4 protein-coding genes and 2 pseudogenes are annotated in these 13,349 nt (G+C 59.5%); 2 read left to right on the top strand and 4 right to left on the bottom strand.

The genetic code is table 11. From position 1 onward, the window contains the following. Positions 1 to 229 precede the first annotated feature (229 nt). Together H8F23_RS22815 and putP are read right to left on the bottom strand one after the other, a co-directional pair. A pseudogene (locus H8F23_RS22815) lies at positions 230 to 2,236 on the bottom strand (type VI secretion system Vgr family protein); the annotation flags it as partial. Between the two features lie 351 nt (positions 2,237 to 2,587). Then, positions 2,588 to 4,072: a sodium/proline symporter PutP gene (putP, locus tag H8F23_RS22810; RefSeq protein WP_194935852.1), complete on the bottom strand. Its 1,485-nt coding sequence runs from the start codon at positions 4,070 to 4,072 to the stop codon at positions 2,588 to 2,590. A 457-nt stretch (positions 4,073 to 4,529) separates the two neighbouring features. Here putP and putA point away from each other — a divergent pair, with 457 nt between their 5' ends. Further along, positions 4,530 to 8,483 (top strand): trifunctional transcriptional regulator/proline dehydrogenase/L-glutamate gamma-semialdehyde dehydrogenase, encoded by a 3,954-nt coding sequence (putA, locus tag H8F23_RS22805; protein WP_194935851.1) that lies wholly within the window; start codon positions 4,530 to 4,532, stop codon positions 8,481 to 8,483. Between the two features lie 277 nt (positions 8,484 to 8,760). Further along, positions 8,761 to 10,563, top strand: a complete 1,803-nt coding sequence (locus H8F23_RS22800) for an acyl-CoA dehydrogenase (protein WP_194935850.1) — start codon at positions 8,761 to 8,763, stop codon at positions 10,561 to 10,563. Between the two features lie 200 nt (positions 10,564 to 10,763). On the opposite strand, the gene H8F23_RS29460 is transcribed toward H8F23_RS22800, so the two are convergent. Then, positions 10,764 to 11,495 carry a methyl-accepting chemotaxis protein gene (locus tag H8F23_RS29460; RefSeq protein WP_456107226.1) on the bottom strand — a complete coding sequence of 244 codons (732 nt, stop codon included), beginning with the start codon at positions 11,493 to 11,495 and terminating at the stop codon, positions 10,764 to 10,766. A 135-nt stretch (positions 11,496 to 11,630) separates the two neighbouring features. Continuing rightward, a pseudogene (locus tag H8F23_RS29455) lies at positions 11,631 to 12,656 on the bottom strand (cache domain-containing protein); the annotation flags it as partial. Between the last annotated feature and the right edge of the window lie 693 nt (positions 12,657 to 13,349).

Here is a 13,349-nt window from a genome sequence, read left to right as displayed (position 1 = left end):
TACGCGGATCGCTCAGCACGATCAGTTGGCCGGGTTTGGCGTATTGAGTGAGTTGCGGATTGAGGCTACGAAATTTCTCCAGCACGGCCGGGTCCGGCTGCGGGAACAGTGTGGATTCCAGTGCAGACCGAGACATTCCCTGTTCAACAATATGAAAGCCCGGCTCAGCGCCCGAAGGCGCCGGCCGGGCTGAGGACTTTCGGGGTTGCGACAACGTGTCGGGCGTCGGGCAAATGCCATTCTTGCAGCGCTCGCACTCTTCGCAGAACGGCGCATCGCTTTTCAGGCTCATAATCTGTGCCGGCGTGAGGATGGCGGCGGACGCTGCCGCCAGCTTCTCCGGCAATCCCGGTACAACCGGCGCGGCACTCATCGCCGCCATCGGCGCGCCGCCCACGACAATCGGCACACTGCTGAAAATGCCGCCGGGACCGATGTTGATCCACTGCCCGCCGGCCTGAATCGTCGCACTCGCGCCACCGTCGATGACCACTTGCTGACCGGCGCTGACGTGGAATTGCCCACTGGCGCTGATCGCCTGATTGCTCACGCGAATATGCCGGTCGCCGCTCACGCTCAGATGATCGTCCTGCTTCACTTCGGTCTGGCGCCGACCATGAGTGATGCGCTGTTCATCAGCCTTCAACTCATGGCGGGCGGTGCCGGTGACGACGATGCTGCGCTGGTTATCGACCTGCACTTGTTGATCGTGCAACACATGCTGCGTCCAGTTGCGCTGGGCGCGCAGGTAGATTTCCTCGGCGCCTTTGCGATCCTCGATGCGCAGTTCGTTGTAACCGCCCCCGCCGGGGCTGCTCTGGCTGCGGAAAATGCTGCGGGTCTTGTCCGCCGGCAGGTCCAGCGGGATCGGGGTCGCGGCGTTGGGCAGGCAGCCCACGACCAGGGGTTTGTCGGCGTCGGCATCGATGAAGCCGACCAGCACTTCCATGCCGACTCGCGGGATCAACACGCTGCCGTAACGGTCGTGCGCCCAGTTAGTGGCAACGCGCAGCCAGCAGCTCGAGTGTTCGTTCAATTCACCGTCGCGATCCCAAGCCAACTGCACCTTGACCCGACCGTACTCGTCGCAGTGGATTTCCGTGTCTTTCGGCCCGGTCACAACGCCCGGTTGGTAACCGAGCATGCGTGGTTTTTCCGGCCCCAGCGCCGGGCGGAAAAACACGTCCCACGGCGTGGCGAGAAAGCTATTACGGTACCCCTGAAATCCCTCGCCATCGCTGGTTACCGACTCCTCCAGCACTTGCGGCTGGCGGCCATGGTGTTCAACGGCGGTCAGCAGCCACAGGTCATTCCAGTCGTGGCGCGGATGCTCGGTCAGTTGCAGGAAATGTCCGCAAACCAGTGCGGATTCGTCGCCGATGCCTTCGGCCTGACGGTAATCGGCGACATGTCGCTCAAGTGCCCGCTGGGCGAGGTGCTTTCCGGTTTCACGATCATTGAATTGACCGGGGAAGTGATAGTCCTCGAGCACTGGGCGCTGCTCGCCGTCGATACGGGTTTGCAGGTGCAGGCGTGGTTTTTCAAAGTTGTAATCGCGCCGGGTCACCACGCTGGTGCGGGTTTCCACGCGAACATTGAAACGCTGAATCGCCGCCGCCCCAGCGGACATGCCACTTCCCGGCAGATAAACCGTTGGCTCGGCGAGACGCGGGAACACGGTCTGGTCATCGCCGAACACCAACAAGTGACCTTGCGGGCTGTGCTGAAAGTGGTAATGAATGCCGACCTCGGCACACAGGCGTTGGATAAACGCCAGATCGCTCTCGGCGTACTGCACGCAATACTCACGAACCGGGTATTCACTGCCTAACCGGAAATCGAAAGCATCACGAAGGATCGCGTGGTCCTTAAGCACCTGCGCAACAATTTGCGGCACGCTCTGATGCTGGAAAATCCGCTGATTGATGCGGTGTCCCAGATACGTCAGACGTGGCACGAGGCTTAAGTGATAGCGCGTCAGACGTTTCCCCGAATCGCCCTGCCCGACCTGATAAATCTGACCGTGGATACCGGAACCCTGAGCATCCAGATTCAGAAACGCCTGACAATGCAGCAGGCTTTCGAGATCCAGATCCGGTCGTTCACTGACCAGTTCCAGCTCGAAACGAAAGGGTTGGCTGATGGCTTCCTTGCCCGTGAACTCAAGGACTTTGAGGTCATGTTGGGCGCCTTCGAGGGTCAACGTGAAACGCGGTTGATTGGCAGGCGCGAACATCCGATGTCTCTCTGCAGAATGAAGGGCGGGCGATTCTGCATGAGGGGCAAGGGGTGATGAATGGGTGACGGGAAAATCAGATTTGCCCTACTTTCATTGACGAAAAACCCTGCAAAAAGCGACGCCTTCAACTACAGACAAGTCTCTCAAGTTCACCTCCATCCCTTGTAGGAGTGAGCCTGCTCGCGATAGCAGTGTGTCAGTCAACATATTCGTTACTGATGAACCGCTATCGCGAGCAGACTCACTCCTACAGGGACACGCGGTGAATCAGAGAAATCACAGGCACAAAAAAACGGCCCGTCTCCTGTAGGAAACGGGCCGTTTTCGGGTAAGCCGAAGCTCAGGGCATTACTTGTTCAGGTGGAAATCTTTTTCCGCCGCTTCAAAGCGCTGCACCATGCCAGCAGTCGGCGTGCCGAGCTTGCTGACGATCAGGATAGCCAGGCTGGCGAAGATGAAGCCCGGGATGATTTCGTACAGACCCAGCAGTTCGAAATGCTTCCAGACCACCACGGTGATCGCGCCGACCAGGATACCGGCCAGTGCGCCGTCGCGGGTCATGCCTTTCCAGATGACCGAGATCAGTACAACCGGACCGAACGCAGCACCGAAACCGGCCCAGGCGTAGGACACCAGGCCGAGTACGCGGTTTTCCGGATTGGCGGCCAGACCGATCGCGATAAGTGCAACCAGCAGCACCATCGCGCGGCCGACCCACACCAGTTCAACCTGGGAAGCGGATTTACGCAGGAAGGTTTTGTAGAAGTCTTCGGTCAGGGCGCTCGAGCACACCAGCAACTGGCAGCTCAGGGTGCTCATCACCGCAGCCAGAATGGCCGACAGCAGTACACCGGCAATCCAAGGGTTGAAGAGGATTTTCGCCAGTTCGATGAACACGCGCTCGTGGTTCTCGGTCACGGGACCGGCCACTTCCGGGTGTGCCGAGAAGTAGGCGATGCCGAAGAAGCCCACGGCCACGGTGCCGCCCAGGCACAGGATCATCCAGGTCATGGAAATGCGACGCGCCTTGGCGATCGACTTAACCGAATCCGCCGCCATGAAACGCGCGAGGATGTGCGGCTGACCGAAGTAGCCCAGACCCCAGCCCATCAGCGAGATGATGCCGATGAAGGTGGTGCCTTTGAGCATGTCGAAGTTGCTTGGATCGTTGGCTTCGATGGCCAGGAACGTGGTGTCGACGCCGCCGGTGGCCAGCAGGACGATGATCGGCGTAAGGATCAGCGCGAAAATCATCAGGGTCGCTTGCACGGTGTCGGTCCAGCTCACCGCAAGGAAACCACCAACGAAGGTGTAGGCAATCGTCGCCGCAGCACCGGCCCACAGCGCCGTTTCGTAGGACATGCCGAAGGTGCTTTCAAACAGACGGGCGCCAGCCACGATGCCGGAAGCGCAATAAATGGTGAAGAACACCAGGATCACGATCGCCGAAATAATGCGCAGCAAGCCGCTTTTATCTTCGAAACGGCTGGAGAAGTAGTCCGGCAGGGTCAGGGCATCGCCGTTGTGCTCGGTCTGCACACGCAGACGGCCGGCAACGAACAGCCAGTTCAGGTAGGCACCGACGATCAGGCCGATGGCGATCCAGCTTTCGGACAGACCGGACATGTAGATGGCGCCCGGCAGGCCCATCAACAACCAGCCGCTCATGTCGGAAGCACCGGCAGACAGAGCCGTCACGACGCTGCCCAGGCTACGGCCGCCAAGAATATAGTCAGAAAGGTTATTGGTGGAGCGATAGGCCATGAAGCCGATCAGCACCATTGCTGCGATGTAGATCACGAACGTGATCAGTGTTGGATTGCTTACGCTCATTAAGTTACGCCCTGGCTTTGTTTTTATGTAGCAGCGGTGATGAACCGCGCGCAAACGACGACGTTTGGCAGACGATTCGGGATCCCGCGCATTTAGGACTGATGTTTCCCCAGGAAAGCCACCAGCCGATACACCGGGTTATCCCGGTTGCACCTAGGGCGCGAATGCTATGCAACAAACCAAAAAAGGTGCAACCAGTTTCGTGCGAATTAGTTGCACCTAGTCGGATATTCCGAGAAACAGGCGGTTTTTGCTCCCTTTTAGCGCAGTCACAGCGCGTTGCTAGAAGCAAAAGCACCAAGCAAGTGCGGCACTTCCGTACCAGAAAATAATTCCTGACGAAGCGTTTATTTTTCCGACAAAAAAAGGGTTGCACCCGGTTGCACCTCTTTCGGCGCACGGCTAATCTTGCCGCCAGCTGATGCCACGCAACTGTGGCAACCATGAGGATAAAAATATGGCTACCACCACCCTTGGGGTCAAACTCGATGACCCGACCCGCGAACGCCTGAAGGCCGCCGCAACCTCGATTGATCGCACGCCGCACTGGCTGATCAAGCAGGCAATTTTCAATTACCTGGAAAAACTCGAGGGTGGTGCAACCCTGACCGAGCTGAACGGTTTGACCGCCAAGGACGCCGATGAGGCGGGCGAAGTCCACACCGATCACGCCCACCAATGCTTCCTCGAATTTGCGGAAAGCATCCTGCCGCAGTCCGTTCTGCGCGCCTCGATCACCGCTGCTTACCGTCGCCCTGAGCCGGAAGTGGTGCCGATGCTGATCGAACAGGCTCGCCTGCCGGTCGCCATGGCTGAAGCCACCAACAAGCTTGCCGCGTCCATTGCGGAAAAACTGCGTAACCAGAAAAGTGCCGGCGGTCGTGCAGGCATTGTTCAAGGTCTGCTGCAGGAATTTTCCCTGTCGTCCCAGGAAGGCGTAGCGCTGATGTGCCTCGCCGAAGCGCTGCTGCGTATCCCGGACAAGGGCACTCGCGACGCACTGATCCGCGACAAGATCAGCACCGGCAACTGGCATCCGCATTTGGGCAACAGCCCTTCACTGTTCGTCAACGCCGCCACTTGGGGCCTGCTGTTGACCGGCAAACTGGTCTCGACGCACAACGAAGCCGGCCTGACGTCGTCGCTGAGCCGCATCATCGGCAAGAGCGGCGAGCCGATGATCCGCAAGGGCGTCGACATGGCCATGCGCCTGATGGGCGAGCAGTTCGTGACCGGCGAAACCATCGCCGAAGCCTTGGCCAACGCGAGCAAGTTCGAAGCCAAGGGCTTCCGTTATTCCTACGACATGCTCGGTGAAGCGGCCCTGACCGAACACGACGCGCAGAAGTACCTGGCGTCGTACGAACAAGCCATTCACTCGATCGGCAAAGCCTCCCACGGTCGTGGGATTTATGAAGGCCCGGGCATCTCCATCAAGCTGTCGGCCCTGCACCCGCGTTACAGCCGTGCGCAGTACGAGCGCGTGATGGACGAGCTGTACCCGCGCCTGCTGTCGCTGACCTTGCTGGCCAAGCAATACGACATCGGCCTGAACATCGACGCCGAAGAAGCCGACCGTCTCGAACTGTCGCTGGATCTGCTTGAGCGCCTGTGCTTCGAGCCGCAACTGACCGGCTGGAACGGCATCGGTTTCGTCATCCAGGCTTACCAGAAGCGCTGCCCGTACGTGATCGACTACGTGATCGATCTGGCCCGTCGCAGCCGTCATCGCTTGATGATCCGCCTGGTAAAAGGCGCGTACTGGGACAGCGAAATCAAACGCGCCCAGGTCGAAGGCCTGGAAGGCTATCCGGTCTACACCCGCAAGGTGTACACCGACGTTTCCTACATCGCTTGCGCACGCAAACTGCTGTCGGTGCCGGAAGTCATCTACCCGCAGTTCGCCACGCACAACGCCCACACCCTGTCGGCCATTTACCACATTGCCGGTCAGAACTATTACCCCGGCCAGTACGAATTCCAGTGCCTGCACGGCATGGGCGAACCGTTGTACGAGCAGGTTGTAGGCAAAGTTTCCGAAGGCAAGCTGAACCGTCCGTGCCGCGTGTACGCTCCGGTCGGTACTCACGAAACCCTGCTGGCGTACCTCGTACGTCGCTTGCTGGAAAACGGCGCGAACACTTCGTTCGTCAACCGCATCGCCGACCAGTCGATTTCGATTCAGGAACTGGTGGCCGATCCGGTGGCGCAGATCGAGCAGATGGCGACCGTGGAAGGTGGTTTCGGCCTGCCGCATCCGCGTATTCCGCTGCCGCGTGATCTGTACGGTTCAGAGCGCGCCAACTCCAGCGGCATCGACATGGCCAACGAACATCGTCTGGCCTCGTTGTCCTGCGCCTTGCTCGCCACTGCGCACAATGACTGGAAAGCTGCGCCGATGCTCGGTTGCGCTTCCAGCAACGAAACGCCAGCAGCGGTTCTGAACCCGGCCGACCACCGTGATGTGGTCGGTCATGTTCAAGAGGCCACCGTCGAAGACGTCGACAATGCCATCCAATGCGCACTGAACGCCGCACCGATCTGGCAGGCCACCCCGCCGGCCGAACGTGCCGCGATTCTGGAACGTGCCGCTGACTTGATGGAAGGCGAGATCCAGCCGCTGATGGGCCTGTTGGCTCGCGAAGCCGGCAAGACCTTCGCCAATGCCATCGCCGAAGTCCGCGAAGCCGTCGACTTCCTGCGTTATTACGCGGTGCAGGCTCGCAACGATTTCAGTAATGACGCCCACCGCCCACTGGGCCCGGTGGTGTGCATCAGCCCGTGGAACTTCCCGCTGGCGATCTTCAGCGGCCAGGTCGCTGCTGCACTGGCTGCCGGTAACCCGGTACTGGCCAAACCGGCCGAACAAACCCCACTGGTGGCGGCTCAGGCTGTTCGCCTGATGCTTGAGGCCGGCATCCCGGAAGGCGTGCTGCAACTGCTGCCGGGGCGCGGTGAAACTGTCGGCGCCGGTCTGGTCGGTGATGAACGCGTCAAAGGCGTGATGTTCACCGGTTCCACCGAAGTCGCGCGCCTGCTGCAACGCAACATTGCCGGTCGCCTCGACAACCAGGGCCGTCCGATTCCGCTGATCGCCGAAACCGGTGGCCAGAACGCGATGATCGTCGACTCTTCGGCACTGACCGAACAAGTCGTCATCGACGTAGTTTCGTCGGCCTTCGACAGCGCCGGTCAGCGTTGCTCGGCGTTGCGCGTACTGTGCTTGCAGGAAGATTCCGCCGATCGCGTCATCGAAATGCTCAAAGGTGCCATGGCGGAAAGCCGTCTCGGCAATCCTGAGCGTCTGTCCGTGGACATCGGCCCGGTGATCGACGCCGAAGCCAAGGCGGGCATCGACAAGCACATCCAGGGCATGCGCGACAAAGGTCGCAACGTCTACCAAGTGGCGATTGCCGACACCGAAGAAGTCAAACGCGGCACCTTCGTCATGCCGACGCTGATCGAGCTGGAAAGCTTCGACGAGCTGCAACGCGAGATCTTCGGCCCGGTGCTGCACGTGGTGCGCTACAAGCGCAAAGAGATCGATCAACTGATCGGCCAGATCAACGCTTCCGGTTATGGCCTGACGCTGGGCGTGCACACGCGCATCGACGAGACCATCGCCAAGGTGATCGACAACGTCAACGCCGGCAACGTCTACGTTAACCGCAACATCGTTGGTGCTGTGGTCGGCGTGCAGCCATTCGGCGGCGAAGGCCTGTCGGGTACCGGTCCGAAAGCCGGTGGCCCTCTGTATCTGTACCGTTTGCTGGCGACACGTCCTACGGATGCCATCGAACAATCCTTCGCTCGCGGTGATGCTGCCGTGGCACCGGACGTTCGTCTGCGCGACGCCATGAGCAAACCGCTGACCGCGCTGAAAGCCTGGGCCGACAGCCACAAGTTTGCCGACCTGAGCACTCTATGCGTGCAGTACGCTGCGCAGTCGCAGAGCGGCATCACCCGCGTGCTGGCCGGCCCGACCGGTGAGAAAAACAGCTACGCGATCCTGCCGCGCGAGCATGTGCTGTGCCTGGCCGAGGTTGAAGGTGATTTGCTGACGCAACTGGCGGCGGTGCTGGCGGTAGGCGGTTCGGCGGTATGGCCGGAGTCCGACATCAGCAAGGCCTTGTTCGCACGCCTGCCGAAGGAGATTCAGGCGCGGATCAAGCTGGTTGCCGACTGGAATAAAGACGAGGTGGTGTTTGATGCGGTTCTGCATCACGGCCATTCCGACCAGTTGCGCGGCGTTTGCCAGCAGATCGCCAAGCGTGCCGGCGCGATCGTTGGGGTTCAGGGCTTGTCCCAGGGCGAGACCAACATTGCGCTGGAGCGCCTGGTGATTGAGCGGGCGCTGAGCGTTAACACCGCTGCGGCGGGGGGGAATGCCAGCTTGATGACGATCGGCTAAACCGCTGTAAATCCAGGCGACCGCAATGGTCGCCTGGAATGAAATCCCCTGTAGGAGTGAGCCTGCTCGCGATAGCGATCTATCAGACACATTTATTTGACTGACAGACCGCTATCGCGAGCAGGCTCACTCCTACAAAGATCAAAAGATCGCAGCCTTCGGCAGCTCCTACAGAAGGCTGCGATCTTTTGCTTCTGTATCACGCCCATCAATCATCCTGTTCAGCCTTTATCAGCACGCCTAGACTCGGCCCAACCCCAATTTCAGGTAGGCCGCCATGTCCGAGACGCTGCTCAGTTCCCGCAATCTGGCTTTCGAGCTGTATGAAGTCCTTGATGCCGAGGGCCTGACCCGGCGTGAGCGTTTTGCCGAGCACAACCGCGAGACCTTCGATGCCGCCATCGGCACCGCGCGCAACATCGCCGAGAAGTACTTTGCGCCGCACAACCGCAAGGGCGACGAGAACGAGCCGCGCTATGAGGACGGCAAGGCGATTTTGATCCCCGAGGTGAAACCGGCGGTGGATGCCTTCCTTGAAGCCGGATTCCTCAACGCCGCGAGAAGTTTCGAGGCCGGCGGCATGCAGCTTCCTACACTGCTGTCGCAAGCCTGCTTCGCGCATTTCCAGTCGGCCAACGCCGCTTCAACCTCCTACCCGTTCCTGACCATGGGCGCGGCGAACCTGATCGAGAGCTTCGGCACTGACGAGCAGAAACAACGCTTCCTGCAGCCCATGATCGATGGCCGCTTCTTCGGCACCATGGCGCTGACCGAACCGCATGCAGGATCATCGTTGTCGGATATTCGTACGCGCGCCGAGCCGGCGTCCGACGGCACCTATCGCCTCAAGGGCAACAAGATCTTTATTTCCGGCGGTGATCATCCGCTCTCGGAAAACATCGTGCACATGGTGCTGGCCAAACTGCCGGACGCACCTGCGGGCGTTAAAGGCATTTCGCTGTTCATCGTGCCGAAGTTTCTGGTCAACGATGATGGCAGTCTCGGCCAGCGCAATGACGTGCTGCTGGCCGGGCTTTTCCACAAGATGGGCTGGCGCGGCACCACCTCCACCGCACTGAACTTCGGCGATAACGGTGAATGTGTCGGTTATCTGGTGGGTAAGCCGCATCAAGGCCTGAGCTACATGTTCCAGATGATGAACGAGGCGCGGATCGGCGTCGGCATGGGTGCGGTGATGCTCGGTTATGCCGGTTACTTGTACTCGCTGGATTACGCCCGCGAGCGGCCACAGGGTCGCGTTCCGGACAGCAAGGATCCGACGACGGCGCCGGTGGCGATCATTCAGCACGCCGATGTACGACGGATGCTGTTGACGCAAAAGTCCTACGTCGAAGGTGCATTTGACCTCGGCCTATACGCGGCGCGCTTGTTCGATGACACCACTACGCTTGAGAGCGAAGCCGAGCGTAAACAGGCGCATGAGCTGTTGGACTTGCTGACGCCGATCGTCAAGTCCTGGCCATCGGAGTTCTGCCTCAAGGCCAACGAACTGGCGATTCAGATTCTTGGAGGCCATGGTTACACCCGCGAATACCCGGTCGAGCAGTATTACCGCGACAACCGTTTGAACCCGATTCACGAAGGCACCCACGGCATTCAGTCGCTGGATTTGCTCGGGCGCAAACTGGCACAGAACGGTGGCGCGGGGCTCAAGCAACTGATTCGTCTGATCGCCAACACCGCTGAGCGCGCGACGGCGTATGAATCGCTGACCGCCCTGCGTGAACCACTGGAAAAACTGGTCGCGCGTCTGCAAACGGTAACCATCGGTTTGTTGACCGACCTGGCACAGGGCAAGGTCAATAGCAGTCTGGCGAATTCGGCGCTGTACTTGAAGGTGTTCGGCCACACGGTGATTGGCTGGCGCTGGCTGGAGCAGGCGATTCGAGCCGAGGAAGGGTTGGCCAAAGGGAATGCAGCGGATGCCGACTTCTATAAGGGCAAGTTGCAGGCGGCGCGGTATTTCCTGACGTGGGAAGTGCCGGGCTGCCACCATGAGCTGGCGTTGCTGGAAGCGCGGGATGATACGTGCCTGGCGATGCAGGATGCGTGGTTCTGAAAGCCTACCCTCACCCCAGCCCTCTCCCGGAGGGAGAGGGCTGGGGTGAGGTGTCTGACGCTATACATCGACCTGAAAAATCCAGTCGATTATGGATTCATCGCAGCATTTTCAGGTCGGCGTACTTCTCAAGCATCCCACACTCAGTCCCCTCTCCCCCTGGGAGAGGGTTAGGGTGAGGGGCTTTTCTGGCTCAACACTCAAGTCAACTTGAACCCACCCATCTGCCGCGCCAAATCATCCGCCAGCTTCTGCAACATCTGGCAGTCTTCACGACACGCCCGAACCTCCCCCGCCGTCGCCCGCGCCAGATCAGAAATCCCCTGCACGTTACGGTTGATCTCTTCCGTTACCGCCGACTGCTCTTCCGTCGCCGTCGCCACCTGATGGTTCATGTCACTGATGCGCTCGACCTGCCCGGTGATCGCCGTCAGCGACGCCCCGGTGCGCTGGCTTGACTCAACCCCGGTGCCGGTTGCCGCTTGGCCGGTGCGCATCGACGACACGGCGTTTTCCGCGCCTTGCTTGAGGCTGCCGATCATTTGCTGGATTTCGTCAGTGGATGCCTGAGTGCGGCGCGCCAAGGTGCGCACTTCATCGGCGACAACTGCAAAGCCGCGACCCATATCACCGGCACGCGCCGCCTCGATGGCGGCATTAAGTGCCAGCAGGTTGGTCTGCTCAGAAACTCCGCGAATCACCGCTAGCACCGAATCAATCGACGCCACTTGATGCGCCAGCTCGCCGACCGCACCCGCGGCTACGCCAATCTCATCCGACATGCTTTCAATATGCCGAATCGAGCCACCGACCACTTCCCGCGCCTGCATCGCCTCATCCCGCGCGGTTTGCGAGGCCAGCGCCGCATTACCGGCGTTCTGCGCGATTTCCTGCACGGTCAGGCCCATTTCATGAACCGCCGTCGCGACCATGTCAGTCATTTCCTGCTGACGGCCAGAACGCTCAGCGGTGTTCTCCACTACCTTCGCCACCTGCCCCACGGCAGTGCGCAGACGCTCGCTGGTGGTCAGCACTTCACCGATCATGCCGCGCTGGCTGTCGAGGAAACGATTGAAGCCGCGAGCGAGGTCGCCCAGTTCATCGGCACGGCTGGAATCTAACCGGTGGGTCAAATCTCCACCGCCGCTACCAATCGCTACCAGCGCCGCTGTTACCTGACGAATCGGCCGCACCAGCCCTTGCGCCAGCCACACCACCAAAGCGAGGCACACCAGCGCTACGGCCAGACCGATACCGCCGCTCATCCACATCGCTTTACGGGCTTCGGCGTAGATCTGCGACTGCGGCACTTCGGCCACTAGAGTCCAGCCCAGATCGCGCAAAGGCAGACTGAAGGCGAGAAAGTCTTCGCCATCTCTTTGGAAGCTGCTGCTCACAGCATTTTTTTGACCCATGACGGCTTGAGCAGCGGAGGCGCCAATCTGCTCCGCCAAGGTGCGTTTGCCGCTGAATTGCGCCTCGGGATGCACCTGGATCAAACCGTCGGAACGCACGAGATAGACCTTGCCACGCTCACCAAAACTGAAGTTGTGGATCAACTCCGACAGCTCTTTCATGCTCAGCCCGAGTCCGGCCACGCCGACCACTTTGCCGGCCTGCTCGACCTTCAAATCGATGAACAGCGCCAATTCTCCGGTGGCCCCGTCGTTGTCGATATTGAGAGTGCGCGGCTGATTGCTGTCGAGGAAGGAATAGAACCACGCGTCGGCCGGTTTGGCGCGACTTAGGGTGCGATCCAGGCCTTTTTCGGTGATGTAATGATTGGATTCGGTGCCGATGATCAAAGCCGTGAAAGCTTTATGTTCGGCGCGGATGCCTTCCAGATACTGCGCGAAGCCCGCCGTTTTGCTGCTGTCCTCACCCGAGGCGAGCCAGTCGCGGACCATGGTGTTGCTGGCGATATCCTTGGCCGCCGTCAGCGGCTGCACGAGGATGCGTTCGATATCGTTGCGCGTCGCTTCGATGCTCGACGGCAGTGCTTGTTCGACCAGATAGCTCTGGGCGAGGCGGTTGACCACCAGGGTATAAATGCCAACCACGATCAGGATACTGACCAGCAGGGCCGTGCCCATGCTGAGAATCAGCTGCCATTGAATACTGCGTCGCCACAACTGCATGGAGCACCCCCAAAGAATAAGAGGCTGAAACACTGCAACTGTCGCGCCAGATGTATACAAAAATCACGCAAATAAGAGACAGACCTTGAAGCAGTGATCTTCGACGAGCAAGAAGCGGGCCGATTTAATGGGGAGAACACTGTCAACTCTGACAGGTTACAGGCCGCATCGAGAGGCATAGATTGCAGTTTCCCTGTCTGTGCTCAAGCGTTCGCTTCACAGACTTCATGCTGTCGATGCAGGTGAAAAAAACATGGATGACACAATTCCAGCCGAGACGTATACACAAACGCTGTCTGACAACGATACGTTTGTGAAATCAGCGCAGGTCGACGACTTTGTCAACGTTTCCGGTAACCCATCAATCATCATCCGAAAGCGCTTTACCGAAGTCATGGTTTTCCCCGTAGTTCATTATAAAGCTACGATCACCACGTCCTCAGGAGCAACGTACAGTACAAGTCAGCCAATCCCGGGATCAGAATATATAAACCTGCTTTCTCGCGGAGATGAAATAACGATCGGTAGTGCGATCTATAGGGTCTCCCACGGAGAGTTTATGAAGCAATCCAATGGAGAATGGTTGAGGAAGGTCTACTCGCAACCAGTCATCAAAACTCAATAGCACAGAGCCCTTCGATATTAGCG

Origin of the sequence: Pseudomonas neuropathica (genome assembly GCF_015461835.1) — a bacterium.
Taxonomy (GTDB): domain Bacteria; phylum Pseudomonadota; class Gammaproteobacteria; order Pseudomonadales; family Pseudomonadaceae; genus Aquipseudomonas; species Aquipseudomonas neuropathica.
This window is presented reverse-complemented; position numbering and strand designations above follow the sequence as displayed.